The sequence below is a fragment of the Streptosporangium sp. NPDC050148 genome (assembly GCF_055586505.1).
The window spans coordinates 75,750-94,141 of the sequence record NZ_JBVJIA010000027.1 but is presented as its reverse complement, the minus strand read 5'-3'; the positions used below and the strand labels follow the sequence as shown (position 1 = coordinate 94,141).

General features: G+C 72.5%; 19 protein-coding genes. 10 read left to right on the top strand and 9 right to left on the bottom strand.

Annotated features, from left to right (window positions below; translation table 11 throughout):
* Positions 1 to 39 precede the first annotated feature (39 nt).
* The 6 genes from ACZ6RT_RS27465 (at position 40) to ACZ6RT_RS27440 (ending at position 6,962) form a co-directional block, all read left to right on the top strand.
* Positions 40 to 420: an ArsR/SmtB family transcription factor gene (locus ACZ6RT_RS27465; RefSeq protein ID WP_399191556.1), complete on the top strand. Its 381-nt coding sequence runs from the start codon at positions 40 to 42 to the stop codon at positions 418 to 420.
* A gap of 197 nt (positions 421 to 617) precedes the next feature.
* A complete protein-coding gene (locus tag ACZ6RT_RS27460; protein ID WP_470157000.1) occupies positions 618 to 1,946 on the top strand; it encodes a YibE/F family protein in 1,329 nt (442 codons plus the stop codon).
* Positions 1,947 to 2,217: 271 nt separating this feature from the next.
* The gene (locus tag ACZ6RT_RS27455; protein ID WP_470156999.1) at positions 2,218 to 3,783 is read left to right on the top strand and encodes an ABC transporter substrate-binding protein; all 1,566 of its coding nucleotides are present in this window, start codon (positions 2,218 to 2,220) and stop codon (positions 3,781 to 3,783) included.
* Positions 3,773 to 4,735, top strand: a complete 963-nt coding sequence (locus ACZ6RT_RS27450) for an ABC transporter permease (protein WP_470156998.1) — start codon at positions 3,773 to 3,775, stop codon at positions 4,733 to 4,735. The genes ACZ6RT_RS27455 and ACZ6RT_RS27450 overlap by 11 nt, the downstream gene beginning before the upstream one ends.
* Positions 4,732 to 5,520 (top strand): ABC transporter permease subunit, encoded by a 789-nt coding sequence (locus ACZ6RT_RS27445; RefSeq protein ID WP_470156997.1) that lies wholly within the window; start codon positions 4,732 to 4,734, stop codon positions 5,518 to 5,520. The genes ACZ6RT_RS27450 and ACZ6RT_RS27445 overlap by 4 nt, the downstream gene beginning before the upstream one ends.
* Positions 5,517 to 6,962, top strand: a complete 1,446-nt coding sequence (locus ACZ6RT_RS27440) for an ABC transporter ATP-binding protein (RefSeq protein WP_470156996.1) — start codon at positions 5,517 to 5,519, stop codon at positions 6,960 to 6,962. Before ACZ6RT_RS27445 ends, ACZ6RT_RS27440 begins: the two co-directional genes overlap by 4 nt.
* Positions 6,963 to 7,058: 96 nt before the next feature.
* Here the strand turns inward: ACZ6RT_RS27440 and ACZ6RT_RS27435 are convergent, their stop codons facing one another.
* On the bottom strand, positions 7,059 to 7,778 hold the full coding sequence (locus tag ACZ6RT_RS27435; protein ID WP_470156995.1) for a class I SAM-dependent methyltransferase: 720 nt from the start codon (positions 7,776 to 7,778) through the stop codon (positions 7,059 to 7,061).
* A gap of 521 nt (positions 7,779 to 8,299) precedes the next feature.
* Here ACZ6RT_RS27435 and ACZ6RT_RS27430 point away from each other — a divergent pair.
* Together ACZ6RT_RS27430 and ACZ6RT_RS27425 are read left to right on the top strand one after the other, a co-directional pair.
* Entirely contained in the window at positions 8,300 to 8,902 is a 603-nt protein-coding gene (locus ACZ6RT_RS27430) for a hypothetical protein (RefSeq protein ID WP_399191542.1), read from the top strand.
* Between the two features lie 28 nt (positions 8,903 to 8,930).
* Entirely contained in the window at positions 8,931 to 9,155 is a 225-nt protein-coding gene (locus tag ACZ6RT_RS27425; RefSeq protein WP_470156994.1) for a hypothetical protein, read from the top strand.
* 80 nt (positions 9,156 to 9,235) lie between these two features.
* Here ACZ6RT_RS27425 and ACZ6RT_RS27420 read toward each other — a convergent pair whose 3' ends face one another.
* Positions 9,236 to 9,595: an ArsR/SmtB family transcription factor gene (locus tag ACZ6RT_RS27420; RefSeq protein WP_399191538.1), complete on the bottom strand. Its 360-nt coding sequence runs from the start codon at positions 9,593 to 9,595 to the stop codon at positions 9,236 to 9,238.
* Positions 9,596 to 9,643: 48 nt separating this feature from the next.
* Between ACZ6RT_RS27420 and ACZ6RT_RS27415 the strand changes: the two genes are divergently transcribed.
* Together ACZ6RT_RS27415 and ACZ6RT_RS27410 are read left to right on the top strand one after the other, a co-directional pair.
* A complete protein-coding gene (locus ACZ6RT_RS27415; protein WP_470156993.1) occupies positions 9,644 to 10,828 on the top strand; it encodes a cation diffusion facilitator family transporter in 1,185 nt (394 codons plus the stop codon).
* A 123-nt stretch (positions 10,829 to 10,951) separates the two neighbouring features.
* Positions 10,952 to 11,170 carry a hypothetical protein gene (locus tag ACZ6RT_RS27410; protein WP_470156992.1) on the top strand — a complete coding sequence of 73 codons (219 nt, stop codon included), beginning with the start codon at positions 10,952 to 10,954 and terminating at the stop codon, positions 11,168 to 11,170.
* Between the two features lie 121 nt (positions 11,171 to 11,291).
* Here ACZ6RT_RS27410 and ACZ6RT_RS27405 read toward each other — a convergent pair whose 3' ends face one another.
* From ACZ6RT_RS27405 to ACZ6RT_RS27375, 7 genes are read right to left on the bottom strand one after another with little or no spacing between them, the layout of a single operon-like run.
* Positions 11,292 to 12,470 (bottom strand): GTP-binding protein, encoded by a 1,179-nt coding sequence (locus ACZ6RT_RS27405; RefSeq protein WP_470157018.1) that lies wholly within the window; start codon positions 12,468 to 12,470, stop codon positions 11,292 to 11,294.
* A 26-nt stretch (positions 12,471 to 12,496) separates the two neighbouring features.
* The gene (locus ACZ6RT_RS27400; protein WP_470156991.1) at positions 12,497 to 12,850 is read right to left on the bottom strand and encodes a hypothetical protein; all 354 of its coding nucleotides are present in this window, start codon (positions 12,848 to 12,850) and stop codon (positions 12,497 to 12,499) included.
* Positions 12,847 to 13,677 (bottom strand): ABC transporter ATP-binding protein, encoded by an 831-nt coding sequence (locus ACZ6RT_RS27395; protein ID WP_470156990.1) that lies wholly within the window; start codon positions 13,675 to 13,677, stop codon positions 12,847 to 12,849. Before ACZ6RT_RS27395 ends, ACZ6RT_RS27400 begins: the two co-directional genes overlap by 4 nt.
* Positions 13,674 to 14,663 carry a FecCD family ABC transporter permease gene (locus ACZ6RT_RS27390; RefSeq protein WP_470156989.1) on the bottom strand — a complete coding sequence of 330 codons (990 nt, stop codon included), beginning with the start codon at positions 14,661 to 14,663 and terminating at the stop codon, positions 13,674 to 13,676. Before ACZ6RT_RS27390 ends, ACZ6RT_RS27395 begins: the two co-directional genes overlap by 4 nt.
* The gene (locus ACZ6RT_RS27385) at positions 14,660 to 15,667 is read right to left on the bottom strand and encodes an iron chelate uptake ABC transporter family permease subunit (protein WP_470156988.1); all 1,008 of its coding nucleotides are present in this window, start codon (positions 15,665 to 15,667) and stop codon (positions 14,660 to 14,662) included. Before ACZ6RT_RS27385 ends, ACZ6RT_RS27390 begins: the two co-directional genes overlap by 4 nt.
* On the bottom strand, positions 15,664 to 16,659 hold the full coding sequence (locus ACZ6RT_RS27380; protein ID WP_470157017.1) for an ABC transporter substrate-binding protein: 996 nt from the start codon (positions 16,657 to 16,659) through the stop codon (positions 15,664 to 15,666). Before ACZ6RT_RS27380 ends, ACZ6RT_RS27385 begins: the two co-directional genes overlap by 4 nt.
* Positions 16,659 to 17,993, bottom strand: a complete 1,335-nt coding sequence (locus tag ACZ6RT_RS27375; RefSeq protein WP_470156987.1) for a hypothetical protein — start codon at positions 17,991 to 17,993, stop codon at positions 16,659 to 16,661. Before ACZ6RT_RS27375 ends, ACZ6RT_RS27380 begins: the two co-directional genes overlap by 1 nt.
* Between the last annotated feature and the right edge of the window lie 399 nt (positions 17,994 to 18,392).

Below are 18,392 nucleotides of genomic sequence, written 5' to 3'. Positions count from 1 at the left end.
AAGTAAGCAAGTAGGTGGGGTGAAGGTTATGCTGGCGCCATGCACAGCTCGCTGCCCGACTTCGAGATGCCCACCGAGGAGCAGGTGCACCTGGCCGCCGAGTCGTTTCGGCTGCTGTGCGACCCCACCCGCATCAAGATCCTCTGGGCGTTGCTGCAGGGAGAGTCGTCCGTGGCCTGCCTGGCCGAGCTCGCCGACGCCGCCCCCGCCGCGGTCAGCCAGCACCTGGCCAAGCTCCGCCTCGCGGGGCTGGTCAAGGGCCGCCGCGAGGGCACCTTCGTCTACTACAGCGCCGCCGACGAGCACGTGCGCCGGCTGCTCACCCAGGGCCTCTACCACGCCGACCACCTCGACCGGGAGGACGCGCCCGCCGCCCCCGGCCACGCGAACGGCACCCGGCCGGTCCACCGCACCTCCTGAACCTCTGCCCCCGCAAGGATCGCCTCCTGACGCCCGGCTCCTCGTGCGGCCCGCGGAAGGAGGCCGGGTGAGGATTCGAGCGGCTCGGCGCCGCCGGGCCCTCGCCTCCGGCGGCCGGTGGTCACGACCGCCTGCCCGGCCCGCGTCACCGCGTGGCACCTCGTCCCGTCCGCACGTGCCTCAGGAGAGTCCCGCCCATGGGCGCCAACCATTCCCACGGCCCGCACGCTCCCGTCCCGGCCGGCTCGCGAGCGGCGCTGTGGGCCATCCTGGCCGTGATCGTCCCGCTGGCGGTCGTCACCGTGGCGGCACTGGTCCATCTGTGGCCGGGAGAACCGGTCTCCACCGCCCAGCAGGGGGCACTGCAGCGGGTGAACGGGACCATCACCGCCATGACCCTCACCCCCTGCCCGAAGGAACCCCCGCTCGAAGGGGAGGCGCAGGCGGTCCCGCCGCCACCGGACCCGGCCACCTGCGGTGACGCCCGCATCCAGCTGACCGGCGGCCCGCAGGCCGGCCGGCACGTCACCTCCGCGCTGCCCAGCGGCCCGGGTGCGCAGCGCTTCACCACGGGCGACGACGTGGTGCTCATCCATTCCCCCGGCGGTGAGCCGGAGGTGGCGCCGTACCAGATCTCCGATCACGACCGGTCCTCACCGTTGTCGCTGGCCGGTGCCGCCTTCGCGCTGGCGGTGATCGCCTTCGGCCGCTGGCGCGGGCTGATGGCCTTGATCGGCCTGAGCATCACCTTCGTGCTGCTGCTGACCTTCGTCATCCCGGCGATCCTGGCCGGGAGCCCGCCGCTGCCGGTGGCCGTCGTCGGCGCCGCGGCGATCATGCTGACCGTGCTGTATCTCACCCACGGATTCACCCTCACCACCTCGGTGGCGATCGTGGGCACCGTGGCCAGCCTGAGCCTGACCGGCGCGCTGGCCTACGCCGCGATCGACCTGGTACGGCTGAACGGCATCACCGACGAGAGCTCCTTCTACCTCGACACCAGCCACCGCATCAACACCCAGGGGCTGCTGCTGGCCAGCATCATCATCGGGTCCCTGGGTGTGCTGGACGACGTCACCGTCACCCAGGCCGCCACCGTCGGCGAGCTGGCCCGCGCCAATCCCGGCTACGGGTTCGGCCGGCTGTACCGGGCCGCGGCCCGGGTCGGGCGCTCCCACATCGCCTCGGTGATCAACACGATCGTGCTGGCCTATGCCGGCGCGTCGCTGCCGCTGCTGTTGCTGATCAGTGTGGGGGAGCAGCCCCTGGGGGACACGGTGACCAACCCGGTGCTCGCCCAGGAGATCGTCCGAAGCGTGGTGGGCACCCTGGGACTGATCGCGGCCGTGCCGATCACGACCGCGCTGGCCGCACTGGCCGTCACCCGCCGTACCGGGCCCCACCACGACCGCGACCACGACCGCGGCAGTGATCACGGCGGTGGTTCCGGCGATGGCCGCGGGATCCCGCGGCGCCGGGCCCGCCACCGGCGTCCGTCGCAGGCGCTGCCCGACCCGGCCGTCTGAAACGCCGTCGTCGCCGCCCCCGGCGCCGGCGCCGGCGCGCGTTCCGGCGCCCGGCACCCGCTACCGAGGGCGGCGGCCGTCGTCGGGCAGGACGGGAACAACGTGATCATTTTCAGCGATTGGACATGTCCGAAACTTACTGCAAAAATGAAAACCGTTTTCTCGGTTGGAGGGACTCGGCGCCGGGCGACGGCCGGTCTCCACCCATCGATCATCGGCCCGCCCGACCGGCCCACGACGAGCTCGACCGAGTGCTCCCCTGAGAAAGGTCATGATGTTCCCCCGACTCTCCCGCCGGATCACCGTGGCGGCCGCGGCCGCGACGCTGCTGACCGGTTGTTCTTCCGGCGGTACGGGCACGGCCGCATCACCGGCCGCATCCTCGCCCGCCGGGTCCGGCACCGCGTCCGGCGCGGCATCGGACACGGTCCGCTACGCCGCCCCCGGTTCCCCGTCCAACGCCACAGGCGACCCGCACGGCCTGCTGCCGGGGGAGAGCGATCTGGTGCGGATGGCCTTGACCTACGACGTGCTGACCCTGCCCGGGCCCGACGGGCGCACGCTGCCCAGGCTCGCGACCGCCTGGAAGCCCGACACGTCCCTCACCCGCTGGAAGATCACGATCCGCGGTGATGCGGCGTTCCCCGACGGACGGGCCGTCACGGCGGCGGACGCGCTGTTCTCCCTGCGGCGGATGGGGGAGAAGGCGGCCGAGAACTTCGGCCGAATGGAGATGTTCGACCTGGGCGCCTCCAAGGTGCTCGATGACACCACCTTCGAACTGGTCACCAAGAAGCCCTACGCCGAGGTCGGCAAGGCCCTGGAGGGCGCGACGTTCGTCGTTCCCGCCGGCAGCACCGACTTCACCAGGCCCGTCCCCGGTTCCGGGCCGTTCCGTCCCGCCGGTGGTGACGCGCAGGCGACGACGTTCGAGCGCAACGACGACTGGTGGGGGCCGAAGCCGCCGAGCCGCCGCATCGAGGTCCGCGCGGTTCCCGACCCCCAGGCGCGCGGTGAGGCGCTGTTGTCGGGCCAGGTGGACCTGGCCGCGGCGGTACCGGCCGCGCTGGTGAAGCAGCACGCCGGCAACCCCGCGGTGAAGCTGGTCCGCAGGCCCGGGGCGACCCTCTACCCGCTGGTCATGCGCACCGACACCAAGCCCTTCGACGACCGGCGCGTGCGCGAGGCGGTACGGCTGACGCTCGACCGCGAGCAGCTGCTGCAGGTCGCCTTCCTCGGGTTCGGCGAGGTGGGCAACGACCTGCTCACCCCCAAGGACCCCACCAGCCCCGGCGGGCTGGCGCAGCGCACCCGCGACGTCGAACGCGCCAGGAGGCTGATGACCGAGGCCGGATACGCCGACGGCGTCGACCTCACCCTTCACAGCACCACCGCCTACCCGGGAATGGACTCCGCCGCGACGCTGATCGCCCAGCAGCTGGTGGAGGTCGGAATCCGGGCGAAGGTCAAGCTCGCCCCCGCCGACACCTACTTCTCGACGGTATGGGGCAAGGAGCCCTTCTACGTCGGCTACCTGGGAGGCATCCCCTTCCTCGACGTGGTCCGGGTCGCGCTGAAGCCGGGCTCTCCCACCAACGAGACGGCCTGGGAGGATGAGACCTGGCACGCCGGCCTGGAAGCGGCCCTGGCCGAGGCGGACGAACCTGAGCGCCGTACCCGCCTGGGCGAGCTGCAGTCCCGGCTGCGCGACGAGGGCGGGTACGCCGTGTGGGCGCTCAGCGACAGGCTCGACCTGGCCAGGCCCGGCCTGACGGGAGTCCCCGAGGGGATCGGTTTCTCGGCGGGCTTCATCGACCAGGTGGCTCTTGGCGGCTGACCGGGCGGGGCTCGGCGGCGTCCTGCGGCTGATCGTCCGAGCCGGGGCACTGCTGACCTGCGCCTCCATGGCGATCTTCCTGCTCACCGAGGCGCTGCCGGGAGACGCCGCCGTCGTGCTGGGCGGCGGACGGGCCGACGCCGAGCAGCTGGCGCGGTTGCGCGCCGCCGCCGGGCTGGACCGGCCCCTCGCCGAACGCTACGTGAGCTGGCTCGCCGGGATGCTGTCCGGCGAGCCGGGACACTCCCTTCTCACCGGCCGGCCGGTCGCCGAGCTGATCGGCCCGCGCATCCCGGTGACCCTCACCCTGGCCGTGGCCGCGCTGGCGCTCACCGTACCGCTCATGGCGGCCCTGGCCTGGTCGGCCGTACGGGGGCCGAAGCCGTTGCGGCCGGTGATCACGGGGCTCGTCGTGGGCGGAGCGGCGCTGCCCCAGGTCGCCGTGGCGGCGTTGCTGGTGGCGGCACTGTCGGCGGGCTGGAGGCTCGTGCCGCCCGTCTCGTTGCTTCCCGTCGGCGAGCCCGCGTGGAGCCGTCCCGAGCTGCTGGTGCTGCCGGTGCTGACCCTCGCCCTGCCGACCGCCGCCTACGGTGCCGCCCTGCTGCGCGGTGCGATCGCCGACGCCGTCGCCCGGCCCTTCGTGCGCGACGCCGAGCTGCGGGGGATGTCCACGGCGGCCGTCGCGCTCCGGTACGTGCTCCCCGTCGTCGCGCCCGCCGTCGCCCGGCTGCTCGCCGTGGTCGGGGGCGGGCTGGTCGCCGGGACGGCCGTGGTGGAGACGCTGTTCGGCCTGGCGGGGCTAGGGGAGCTGCTGGTCTCGGCGATCGGCGGCCGGGACCTGCCCGTGGTACAGGCCACGGCCATGCTCGCCGGCGTGGTGGTCGGGGCCGGCCTGACGGCCGCCGACACCGTCGCGTGGGCCGTGGACCCCCGGGGCGGAGCGGTCCGGTGAGAGCCGTCCGCGCACGTACGGCCGCGGCCGCGGTCGCCGCCGGCTGCGTGCTGGTGGTCGCCCTGGGGGGAGAGGCGCTGGCCGGCCAGGACCCGATCCGCACCGTGGCCGTGCCGTGGGCGGCCCCGGGACCGGGCCTGCCACTGGGCGCCGACGCCCTGGGCCGTGACGTCCTCTCCCGGGTGCTGGCCGGTGGCCGCGAACTGACCCTGGTCGCGCTGGCCGCGGCCGCCGCCGCCTGCGCCCTGGGAGTGGCGGGCGGGCTGTGGGCGGGGTGGAGCCGAAGCCGTGCCACCCGCGTGGTCGCGGCCCTGTCGGATCTGCTGCTGGTGCTTCCCCTGCTCCTGGTGGCGATGCTGGCGGTGGTGGTGCTGCCCGGCCCGGCGGCGGTCGTCGCCGGGACGGTGCTCGGCGGAGCCCCGCTCACCGTGCGGGTGGTGGCCGACGCCACCGCGCAGGCCCGGCACGCCGGGTATGTCGAAGCCGCGTTGTCCAGGGGGGAGCGCGGCCTGTCGGTCCTGTGCAGGGAGGTGCTGCCCGCGCACGCCGGGCTGATCGGCGCCGATCTCGGCCAGCGGACGGTGCTCGCGGTGCAGCTGGCCGCCGCGCTGAACGTCCTCGGTTTCGGGCCCGCTCCACCGGCTCCCGACTGGGCGGCGATGCTCCGGGAGAACCTGCCGGGAATCGGTCTCAACCCGGCCGCGCTGCTCGCTCCCGCCGTGGCGCTGGCCCTGCTGGCCGCCACCGTGGCAGGGCTCTCGCACGTCCTGGCGGGACGCTCGTGAGCGGGCTGGTCGTGAGCGGGCTGACCGTCGTCGGTCCCGCCGGGGTCCTCGTCGCCGACGATGTCGCCCTGAGCGCCGCGCGTGGCGAGGTGCTCGCCCTGACGGGCCCTTCCGGCGCGGGCAAGACGACGGTCCTGCGTGCCGTCCTGGGAGAGCTGCCGCCCGGCCTGACCCGGGTCGCGGGCCGCGTCGAATGGGATCGCGCGCCCCTGCACGCCACCCGGCGCTGGCGTCGCCGGCACGTCGGCTACCTCGGCCAGGACCCCGCCTCCGCCCTGCATCCGCTGCTGAGCGCGCGGGCCGCGGTGCTCGAACCCCTGCGGGCGATCGGGTGGCCCCGCGCCGGACGGCAGGCGCGTGCCGAGCGGATGCTCGCCGAGGTCGGGCTGGATCCGGCGGAGTTCGCCGAGCGTCTGCCGCACCAGCTCTCCGGCGGGCAGGCGCAACGGGTCGCCCTGGCCAGGGCGCTCGTCACCGACCCCGACCTGCTCGTCCTCGACGAACCCACCAGCGCGCTCGACCCGCAGGCCCTGGAGACCGCCGTCGCCCTGATACGCCGCCGCCGGGCCGAAGGCCGTTCGGTGACGCTGATCGTCTCGCACGACGACGCCGTGGTGACCGGGCTGGCCGACCGGGTCGTACGGCTGGGCGCGCTCCCCGCGCCGAGGTCCCCCGAGAGCGCCCATGGCAGGGCCGGGACGCGGGCGGCCGGTGCGGTGCTCGCGGTGGACGGCCTGAGCCTCGACCGGCCGGACGGCACCCCCCTGCTCGGCGGGGTCGAGGTGACGATCGCACCGGGGGAGTTCGTCGCCGTGCTCGGCCCCTCCGGGTGCGGCAAGAGCACGCTTCTGCGGGCCCTGGCCGGGCTCCATCCGGTCCGGGCGGGCAGCGCCACGCTGCTGGGTGAACCACTGCCCTGGCCGGTACGCGACAGGAACGTCCGCGCCCTGCGCGCCCTGGCCCTGGTCGGGCAGGACCCGCTGGCCGCGCTCAACCCGGCTCGGCCGGTCGCGGCCGCGCTGCGGCGTCCCCTGCGCCTGCTCGGAGGGCTCGGCCGCGCGGCGGCCACCATCGAGGCGGAGCGCCTGCTCGCCGCAGTGGGACTGCCCGCCGGCACGGCGCACCGCTACCCCGCGGCCCTGTCCGGCGGACAGCGGCAGCGGGTCGCCCTGGCCAGAGCGCTGGCGGCCGGCCCGGCACTGCTGCTGGCCGACGAGATCACCGCCGCCCTCGACACCGAGACCGCCGAGCGGGTGCTCGACCTGCTCGACAGGCTGCGCCAGGACGGCCGGGACGGCCGGGACGGCCAGGGCGGCCAGGACACGGCCCTGGCCGTCCTGGCGGTCACCCATGACGCGACGGTGGCGGCCCGGGCCGACCGCGTCCTGCGGATCGACCACTCCATGATCGATGATCGGAGGAAGATCACCGATGTCCGGTGAACGGGTCGGGCAGACGCTGCTCGCTCACGTGACCTGTCCGACATCGGTGATCCGCTCCCTTCCGGGCCGCCTCGGCCCGGAAGGGAGCGGATCACCTCACACGTGCGTGCCCTCCTCGATGACGTACATCCCGAGGTCGCTCGGCCCGACGGCGGTCAGGCCCAGTCCGTGCCCGGCGAGTTCCTCGCGCAGCGTCCGCTCCTGCAGCACCCGCCAGGGGTAGCCGGTCTCGACCTCACGGACGAGCCGCTCTCCCTCGTAGACCCGGTAGGACATGTGCCAGGTGACGCTGTCGGGTCCCGCCGGTTCGGCCCTGCCCCACCCTTCGTAGCGGTGGCGCCCCAGCCGCAGGTCGGTGAAGCGGGTCAGCGGCGTCGCGACCGGTTCGGCGGGGGGTTGCAGGTTCAGCACCGCCCTGCCGCCGGGCACCAGCAGATCCCACAGCCCGTGCCGTTCGGCGGGGGTGAGGTGGCCGATGACGTTCATCGCGACCACCGTACCCACGTCGGAGGGGAGCGTGGCCTGCAGCAGCCCGTCGGGCAGCACGGTCACCCGGTCACGCAGGCCGGGGCGTTCGAACACGCGGGCCGTCAGCACCGACCGCAGCGCGAGGGAGGGTTCGATGGCGATGATCTCGGCGTCCGGCAGCGCCTCGGCGATCACCAGGGTGCCCAGCCCGCCGCCCGCGCCCAGGTCGACGACAGGGCCCGGGCGGCCCTGCTGCAGCGCCTTCGTGAGCACGGGGCCCAAGACGTCCCAGTGGGGGGCCATCATGGCGTCGACGAACTCGGCCGACCACTCGTACGGATCAGTCACGCGCACACGTCCTCACTGAGTTTGATAATGGTTCCTATTTCCATTCGGTGTCGAGCGTAGCGTCAAGTGAAGCCATGAGGAAAATGAGGGCCGGTCCGACGAGGGTCACGTCGAGCCCGTCAGCGGGTGAGTGGGTGGGGTGGCTCGCCGCGGTGGCCGTTACTCAGGATCGTGGCCCGGCGCTCAGGTCCGGCGCGAAAGGACCGGCGGGCATGCGACAGCGGATCCCGGCTCGTCGCAGGAGACCGGTAGGAATTTCATGAATCGACATTGTCGAGGTGATCAATGATTGAAAATCGACCAAGGCTAGAAACGACTAAAGGCAACGCAGGAGAACGAAAGGATGAGCCGAGCCGAAACGGAGCGCGTGGACGTAGATCGTTGAAAGCGGTAACGTCGGTCACACGACCGCACTCGGGGTTGTAAGGGTGAACGGGAGCCGCTGGATGTCCTCGAAAACGGCCAGGCCATCCCCCCTGGCTCGGCCGAGCACTCGTTCGTCCGGCAGGGTGCGCCACATCGTGACCATCCTCGTCGCCGTCGCGATAGCCGGATCACTGGGTTACCTTTTCGCTCTCCCCGATGCCGGCCAGGCCGCCATCGCCGACATGCGGGAGGCGGAGGCGAAACGGGATGTCCGGCAAATCAGCGAGTTGACCACCACGGCGCGTGTGACCGCCGTTGATCTGAACGGGGTGCTGTCCGGCCTCACCAAGGCGCTTCCTCAGGACAGAACCCTCACCGCGCAACCGGCGCAGCCGGCGGAGATCGATGGGTGGCAGCGTGTTCTGCGGCAGGCTGTCGACAGGCATGCGGAGACTCCCTCCGGGACGACCGCGACCAACGTGGCTCGCATGGGGTTTCGTAACGCGGTGAACGCCGTGGCGATCGCGGTCGATGCGTACGCGGCCGGACAGCGGCTTCCCGTAGATCTTCGCCGGGACTTCCTCGATCTGGCGGCCCGCCAACGGTCCGCCGCTGTCGCGACGTGGTCTGTCGCGGCGACACAACTCGACCAGATCAATGTCAGCGCCGGCAACGGCCACCAACATGTCTACCTGACGAGTGCTCCAGGAGAAGGGGCGATGTCCGCGGACACCGTTCCGGAAGGTGCGCCCGGTTAATTCCGCCGGGGGTTCTTCTGGGTGAGCGATGCGGGTCGTTCACGAGGCCGGGGCCGACGAACTGAGGCTCGGGAGTGGCCTGGGTGCCGGCTGGATGGAATGGCCTTCCCGTTCTGAGGCCACCGTTCGCATCTCCAAAACCGACAAGGACGGCCGCGGTGAGAGCATTGCGGTCGTGCCCGCTCTGCTGGCCGAGCAGGGGGTCGACTCGGCCGACGTCACGTCGCTGGTCGGGATCGGCACGGTGACCTGACCCGGCGCGGACCGGCACCGGAGTCACCGCCACCCGCGGCCCTGGACCGGGGTGGCCGCAGCGAGATCTACGCGCTGTGGTCAGTCGGGGTGGCGGGGGATGCCGGAGACCTCGTGATCGGCGTGGAAGAGAGCCTCGCCGATGAGGGTACGGACATGGACGTCGCGGGCCCGATACAGCACGCGACGGCCGTCCCGGCGAGTGCTGACCAGACCGGCCAGGCGCAGTTTGGCCAGATGCTGGGAGACCGAGGGGCGCGCGACCGCGACGGCCTCGGCCAGGGAGCCGACGTCGTACTCGCCGGAGGCCAGCAGCCACATCAGGCGCAGCCGGGTGGCGTCGCTGAGCATCCGGAAGGCCCCGACGGCGGCCTCCACCTGGGCGCCGGTGGGTTGCTCCTGCGAAGGGTTGGTATCTGAGACGTTGTCGCGTGCGCACATGGATACATATGCTGTGTGACATGGCCGTCGTTCGCAAGTGAGGTAGCGATGTCTGAACAGCCCAAGGACGATTCTTTGTCCTCCCAGGAGCCTGACGACCACGACCACGACCACGACCACGACCACGACCACCAGCACGGGCACGACCACGGGCACGGCCACGGGCACGGCCACGGGCACGGCCACGGACGCGACCACGGGCACGGCCACGGGCATGGGCACGGGCGCCAAGGAAAATCCGCGCGCGGCCGACTCGGGCGCCTGATCGGGCGCGCCGGCCACGCTTTCACCCCGCACGGCCATGACAGCGCCGACAAGAGCGACGCGGCGCTGGAGTCCAGCGACCAGGGGATGCGGGTGGTGGCGATCTCTTTCGCCGCCCTCATGGTGACCGCCGTCGTCCAGATGGTCGTCGTGGCCTTCTCCGGGTCGGTCGCCCTGCTGGGCGACACCCTGCACAACGTCGCCGACGCGCTGACCGCGATCCCGCTGGCGATCGCGTTCTCCCTCGGGCGCCGGGCGGCCACCCGCCGTTTCACCTACGGGTACGGCAGGGCCGAGGACCTGGCGGGCATCGCCATCGTGATGATCATCGCCGCCTCCGCCGCGTTCGCCGGGTATGAGGCCTTGCAGCGCTTGATCGCTCCCCAGCAGGTGCAGGCACTGGGCTGGGTGGCCGGTGCCGGGCTGATCGGGTTCCTCGGCAACGAGTGGGTGGCCCGTTACCGGATCAGAGTCGGCAGGAAGATCGGCTCGGCCGCTCTGGTCGCCGACGGGCTGCACGCCCGCACCGACGGCTTCACCTCACTGGCCGTGCTGCTGAGCGCGGGCGGCGCGGCGCTGGGGTACCCGATCGCCGACCCGATCGTCGGCCTGGCCATCACGGTGGCCATCTGCTTCGTGCTGCGCCAGGCGGCCCGGGAGATCTACCACCGGCTGATGGACGCGGTCGACCCGGCCCTTCTGGACCGGGGCGAGCAGATCCTCACCACCACTCCGGGCGTACGGCGGGTCGGGTCGATGCGGCTGCGCTGGGTCGGTCACACACTGCGCGCCGAGGTCGACATCGTCGTCGATCCCGCCCTGTCGCTGCTGCAGGCGCACGCCGTGGCGGTGCAGGCCGAGCACCGGCTGATCCACCATCTGCCCCGCCTGGGCGCCGCCACCGTGCACGCCGACCCCGATCACCTCGACGGCGCCGACCATCACGCCCTGCTGGCCACCCACCGCTGACCGGACGGAGTCGCCGGCACGATCCGGCCGGCACCACTGGCCTATCACCTGCACACACCCTCCGGCCTGGACAGGCCACTCGTCCTGCGCGCGGCCGCGCACGCGCTGCGCTCGGGCGGCCGGTTGCTGGTCGTCGACCACGGCTCGACCGCGCCGTGGTCGTGGAACCAGGATCCCGACGCCCGGTACCCGACGCCGCGCGAGGTCGTCGCGGGCATCGGTCTGGACCCGGCGAGGTGGACGGTCGAGCGGGCCGACGCGCTCCGCAGGATCGCGACCGGGCCGGGCGGGCGCACCGCCGAGGTCACCGACCACGTGCTGCTCGTTCGCCGCGGTGCCTGACAGGGCGAAGGAGGAACCACCATGCCCGACACCGTGCCGTGCGCCGCCGCAACGCTCCGTGCCGCGCCGGCGAATGGCACGGCCGACGTCGTCGCGGGCCACCGGCAGGCGGGGTGGTTCCTCAGTGGGCCGGAGCGTGCGAGTGGAGGTCGCCGGTGTCCCACTCGGGGAAGGGGTCGACCAGGTGCGCGGGACCGGGAGCGAGTTCGGCGTCGGTGCACAGGCAGGCGTCCAGGTCCGCGAACAACCCTGCCCGGTCCAGATCGATCCCGATGAAGGCGATCTCCTGGAGGGCGGACCTGTCCAGGGACGCCGCGTCGGCGAACGGCTCGAAGGACGCGACGGGACCGGCCTGCGACCACAGCCCTGTCACCGAGGGGCGGCTGGCCAGCAGGAAGAACCCCTTGGAACGCAGCAGGGTCCCGTCGGTGACGATGCCGCGCTCCACCAGGTCCCACAGGCGCGCCGGGTGGAACGGGCGGTCCGCCCGGTAGACCATGCTCGCGATGCCGTACTCCTCGGTCTCCGGGACGTGTTCTCCATTGATCTCCTTGACCCAGCCCGGCGCCTGCTGGGCGCGCTCCAGATCGAACAGGCCCGTTCCCACCAGTTCCGCGACGGGGACGCGCCCGAAGGTGGCCCGCAGCACGCGCGCCTGGGGGTTGAGCCCGCGCAGCGCCGCCTCGATCCTGCCGGCCTGTGCCGCGGTGACCGTGTCGGTCTTGTTGACGACGATGACATCGGCGAACTCGATCTGATCCACCAGCAGGTCGGTGACCGTGCGCTCGTCGTCGTCGAAGGCCGCGATACCGCGGGCCGCGAGCTCGTCGCCGGCCTGCAGTTCGGTGAGCAGGCCGCCGGCGTCGACGACGGTGACCATCGTGTCCAGCCGGGTGATGTCCGCCAGCATCTGCCCGCCCTGCTCACCGAACGCGAACGTCGCCGCCACGGGCATCGGCTCGGAGATGCCGCTGGACTCGATCAGCAGGTAGTCGAATCGTCCCTCGCGCGCCAGGCGGCCCACCTCCTCCAGCAGGTCGTCGCGCAGCGTGCAGCAGATGCATCCGTTGGTCATCTCCACCAGCCGCTCGTCGGTGCGGGCGAGCGCTCCTCCGCGGACGAGTTCGGCGTCGATGTTGATCTCGCTCATGTCGTTGACGATGACCGCGACCCTGAGCCCTTCGACGTTGCCCAGCACGTGGTTCAGCAGGGTGCTCTTGCCCGCGCCGAGGAATCCCGACAGGACGGTCACCGGCAGTGGCGCGGCCGGAATCCGATCGGCTTGGGAAACGGACAACACGACCTCCTGGAGCAGGGACGTCTTCTTCATGGGATGGTGCGCAGTCTCGGGGCGAGACCTTCGGCGTCCAGGACGCTGCCGGCCAGCCAGGACGTCACGGCCCGGGTGTCCTGGGGGGTGAGGATCGGACCGACCGGGATCGCCGTGCCGCGAGGCCTGCGGTTCACGTCACAGGGCTGCACCACCAGGTGGCATCCGCTGTCGTGTGCCGCGCCCGTCCGGCAACGCGGTGCGTTCAACAGGCATCCGGTGCGGACGAGGACGCCGTGCGGACTGTGCCGCACGGTGGCGGCGAGCCGTGTCAGGACGTCCAGGCCCGGCTCCCCGGAGCGGCACGGGCCGGCCTGGCAGACGAGCACGGTGAAAGGCCTGCCGGTCACGACACGCTCCCCACCGGTCCGGGACGGGCGCCGGCCGGGCCGGTGGCGAGAGGGTCGTCGGGGATGCAGCGGGGATGGTGGCGCACCTCGTCGAGGACGACCCTGCCGGTCACGCCGAAGACCTCGCTCAGCAGGTCCGGGGTGAGCACGTCGATCGGCCGGCCGTCGGCGTGAACCGTTCCCCGGTGAAGGGCGACGATGCGGTCGGTGAAACGTGCGGCATGGTCGAGTTCGTGCAGCACGGTGACGACGGTCAGCCCGCGGGCGGTGCGCACCTCCCGGACGAGTTCGAGGACCTCGAGCTGGTGGCGGATGTCGAGGTGCGCGGTGGGCTCGTCGAGCAGGAGGACATCGCTCTCCTGGGCGAGGGCGAGCGCGAGGCGGGCGCGTTGCCGTTCTCCGCCGGACAGGGTGTCCAGGACCCGATCGGCCAGACCGGCCAGGCCGGTGAGGGCGAGGGCCTCCTCGGTGGCGGGGTCGTGTCCGGTGGTGCGGAGCATCCCGAGCGGGCCCTGGCCCGGATAACGGCCCTGGTGAACGAGCTGGCGGACGGTGAGACCGGGGACCGGGGGAAGCGTCTGGTGCATGATGGCCACGCGGCGGGCGATCTGCCTGCGCGACATCCGGTTCAGGGGACGGCCGTCGAGCTCGACGGTGCCGGCGTGCGGGGTCAGGATCCCCGAGAGCAGCCTCAACAGCGTGCTCTTCCCGCTGCCGTTGACTCCGACCAGCGCGACCGACTCGCCTTTTCCGACGGTCAGGTCGATTCCGCGGAGAAGGCGGCGGCCGTCGTGCCCGAAGCTCAGGCCGAGGGTTCTCAGACTCACGGGTGCTTCTCCCTGGAGACGATGACGACGAGGATCACTGCTCCGGCCAGCGCGGTGACGACACCGGTCGGCAGACCCAGGCGGTGGCCCAGCTCGGTGCCGGCGATGAGGCGGGTGAGGGACTGGGCGGCGGCGTCGGTCGCGACGAGGACCGCGGCTCCCAGCAGGGCCGCCGCGGGCACGTGGCGGCGGGGGCCGGTGCCGGGCAGGCGCCGTGCGGCGTGCGGGATGACCAGCCCGACGAACGCCAGGGCTCCGGCGAGGCTCGCCGCGCAGGCGGTGAGGGCGACGGCGATGCCGAGGACCGTGAGGCGGGCACGCCGCGGCGCCAGCCCGAGGGAGGCGGCGTGCTGGTCCCCGCCCTGCAGGATGGTGGTGACGGCGGTCGCCGCCCACGCGGCGCAGATCCACAGGGGGATCCACCACACGGCGATGACCAGGTGGTCCCAGACCCGGCCTTCGACGGATCCGACGAGCCAACGCAGGACGTTGCCGAACCGGCTGGGCTGGTAGGCGAGCAGCAGCGTGGTGACCCCGCCCATGAGCGCCGATCCGAGCAGGCCGGCGATCACCGCGCGGCCGGGTCCTCCGCCCGCCGCGAGCAGCCAGGTCACCACCCCTCCCACAACGCCGCCGACGAGCGCCGCCCCCAGGCCGCCGAGCGCCGAGTCCGCGGGCGCCAGCCCGAAGGTGGCGGCGGCGAGCACGCCGAGGACCGCTCCCGGGTTGACGGCGGTGAGCTCGGGGGCGGCCAGCTCGTTGCCCAGTGAGGTCTGCAGAAGGTGACCGGCGACGCCGAGCGCCGAACCCGCGAGCGCCGCCGTGACGAGACGGGGCAGGCCCAGTTCCCACAGGATGCGCTCCTCCAGCGTCTGCGGCCGGGCGACGGCGAGCAGGTCGTCGACGGAGGCCCCTCCCGCCCACAGGTGAAGGCATGCCGCCAGCGCCACCAGCGCCGCCAGAAGTGGAAGCAGTGCCCTTCTCATCGCGCACCCCGGCGCAGCAGGGCGGTCCCGGCGAGGACGCCGATGAGGACGGTCCAGGCGCCGAGCGGCGTCTCGACGGGGGCGAGGGCCAGCCGGGCGACCTGGTCGGCGGCCACGGTGATCGTCGCGCCGAGAACGGCCGTCCAGCACGTCCAGGAACGGGCGTCGCCGTCCGGCCGGATCCTGCGGGCCAGGAGGGGGGCGACGAATCCGACCCAGGCGATCGGGCCGCAGGGGCCGGTGACCGCTCCGACCAGCAGTGCCGCGACGGCCAGGACACCGGTGCGCGCGGCGGTGACCCCGGTGCCGAGGGAGGTCGCGGCCTCGTCCCCGAGGCGGAGCAGCCCGAGCGCGGGTACGGCCAGCACGACGAGGGGGACGGCCAGGACGAGCCACGGGAGGGTGCGGGAGACCTGCTCCCACAGGATGCCGTTGAGACTGCCCACGAGGTAGCGGAAGAGCAGGTCGTACTGGAGCCGGTCGGCCGTCGCCATGATGGCCAGCAGGAGGGCCTGGATGGCCGCGGTGACCGCGGATCCGATGAGCAGGACCCCACCGGCGGTACGGGCCGTGCGGGCGGCGGCGAGGGTGATCCCGCCTCCGGCGGCGGCGCCCGCGAGGCCGACGAGCGGATGGAGCGAGGGGGAGACGGGCAGCGCCCAGATGACGCAGGCGGCGACGGCGACGGCCGCGCCGGAGGAGACGCCGAGGAGCTCGGGGACGGCGAGCGGGTTGCGCAGCGCCTCCTGGAGCAACAACCCGGCCACGGCGACGGCGGCGCCGCCGAGCAGCCCGAGCAGGAGGCGGGGCAGCCGCAGTTCCCAGAGCACCACGTACTCCAGGGAGGCGTGGTCGGCCAGGACCGCGGGGAGGTGATGGGGCGCGATCACCGGGGTGCCCAGGCACAGACCGCACAGGGCCAGCAGCGCCAGCACGGCTGCCGGAAGGACGAAGCGGAGCGGGGGCACGGCCGAGCCGTGCCCCCTGACGTGCGAGGAGGTCACCCGGTGGCCTTCGCCAGGGCCTCTTCGAGGATGATGCCGAACGCGCGGGTGCCGCGACCGGACGCCCACAGCTCGGGCTGGACCTCGTAGATCTTGCCCGTGGTGACCGCCGGGATCCGCTTCCACACGGGGTTGTCCCGGTAGGTCTCGGTGACGGGCTTGGCGTTGCCGAAGGAGAACGACTGCACGAAGATCACCTGTGGTGCCTTGGCCAGGATCTCCTCGATGCTGTAGGCCTGCGCGGTCTCGAACCCGCCGCCCTTGCTCGGCCACGGGTAGCCGAAGTACTGCGACAGGAAGTTGCCGAGCACGTCGTCGGTGGTGTTGACGCCGATGGAGCTGCCGCCGTACATGGCCAGGACGGTCCTGTCCTTCAGCCCCGCGGCCTGGGCCCTGGTGGCGCCGTTGGCGAGTTTGGCGGTGAAGGCGTTCTCCGCCTTCGTCTGCTGCTCGCCCCGGCCGGTGAGCGCGGCCATGTTGCGGAGGTAGCCGATGGAGTCCCTGTAGGACTTCACCTGGACGTTCCACAGCGGCGCGAACTTCTCCACCGCGGGGGCCAGACCCTCGTGCACGCCGGCCAGGCCGATCACCAGGTCGGGCTTCGCCCTGGCGATGGCGGCGACGTCCTCGCCGCCGAAGCCGCCGGGGATGACGGGGACGTCCTTTCCGGCGGGACCGAGGTAGTCGGGCCGGGTCAGCAGCTTGGGAGTGGTGGTGCCGACGGGGACCAGGCCGAGTTCGACGAGCATGTCGTCGCAGATCCCGGTCAGGCAGACGACGCGTTCGGGGACCTTCTTCAGCGTGAGGGTCTTGCCGGTGGGGTCGGTGACGGTCAGGGACGCCGCGACCGCGGTGGCGGAGGCGACCGGGGCCGCGGAGGCGACCGGGGCCGCCGGGGCGGAGGCGGCGGCGGGCTCCTTGGCGTCCGAGCCGCCGCACCCGGTGGCGGTGGTGAGCGCGAGGAGCACGGTCGCGGCGATCAGCTTTCTCATCAACGACCGATCTTGTCCACGGAGTCGACACCGGGGGTGACGACGGTGACGGCTCCGCCGCCGTCGAGCGAGGTCGGGACGTTGATGGTCCCGACGACCCGTCCGAGGTCGGGCGAGATGACGGTGATCTTGCCGGTGCCTCCGCCCGTCACGTAGGCGAGGGAGCCGTTCGGCTGCAGGGCGATGCGCCTGAACTGGGCGCTCCAGGGCGACGTGCCGACGACGGGGCCGCCGGGCAGGCGCGGCAGGGTGACGGTCGAGCTGACCGTTCCGTAACCGGGAACGCCGGGACGCACCTTGACGAAGGAGACGATGTCGTTGGCCGGACGCTGCATCACGTATCCGGCGTGCCGGTCGGACAGGCCGTGCCGGAAGAGGAAGCCGGTGCCCAGCGGCGCCGTCACCGAGCTCCCGGTGACCGGGTCGACGAGGAACGACTCGTGCCGCCAGTTCTGCCAGTCGTCGCCGGACTCGTCGGAGGAGTAGGCCGCCACGCGGCGGCCGTCGGCGCTGACCCGCAGGTAGTAGGCGCGTCCGGTCGCGGGCCAGGCGACGGTCCGGACCGGGGACAGGACGCCGCCGGACAGGCGCGCGGTGTCGAGCCCGGCGTTCGTCGCGCTCAGGACGAGGCCGCCGGTGTAGGCCTCACCGTGGCCGCCGGCGCCGATCGGGACCGTGCTGGTCGGCTCGACCTCGCCGCCGCCCGCCGCGACGATGTCGGCGATCGGATAGGTCTCGAAGGTGTTGTCGGCGTCGTTGCGGTGGACGACGGTGCCCTCACCGAAGGCCACGCCCGGGTGACCGGTGTGGATCTCGGCGGTCCAGGCGCCGTAGGTGCGCAGGTCGACGACGGTCAGCGTGCCGTGGCCGTCCTCCTCCTCGGCCTCCTCGGCCTTCGTGGCCTTCGCGGCCTCCTGGCGCTCCTTGGACGCTTCTTCCTCCTCATGGTCGTGTTCCTCGGCCGCGGCGACGACCGCGTGCCGGCCGGACGGATCGGCGGCCAGGTGGGTGAACTCACCCTCGGGCAGGGGAGCCGTCCCGACGATCCGCGGGGAGCCGCTGGTCTGCAGGGCGACGAGCTGCCGGTTCGCCTCGTCGACGAACAGGACCCGGCCGTCCTTCAGCGGGAGCATCCCGGTGTGGTCGGCGAAGGTCCGGCCGGTGAAGGTCGCCAGCAGCCGGTGGGAGGGGACGGCGTACACGTACAGCCGGTCGGCGGCCGCGTCCGCGACGACCAGCCGGGAGCCGGAGCTCGCGGCAGTGGCCGGAAGGGCCGGGACCAGGCCGAGGGCCAGGACGGCGGCCGTACCGAGGGAGAGCGCTGCTAAACGCACGAAGCCTCCAAAATGATGATCGTTGTCAACTCGTGGACATTGATAATGATTACCATTACCCTGATCGCTGTGCCAAGGGGCGTTATGTGAAGGATGCGCAACTTCGCCGGCGCGCCGTGTTCGGCACACCTCACCGAACGAAGGAGTCACCATGTCCGAGAGCAACGAGCTGCCCGTGTTCAGCCCGGCGGTCGAGCAGCGTCCCGTCGCGGCCGCGCACCCGACCTGCAACCACGCCCTCGTCGCCGACCTGTTCGACGACGAGGCCTGATGTCCCCGGTGGGGGGGGGGGGGGGGGGGGGGGGGGCGCCCCCCCCCCCCCCCCAGAAAACAAAAAGCACCAACAAAAAAAAAAAGAAAAAAAAAAAGGTACAGAACAAAAAAAAAAAAAAAAGAGGA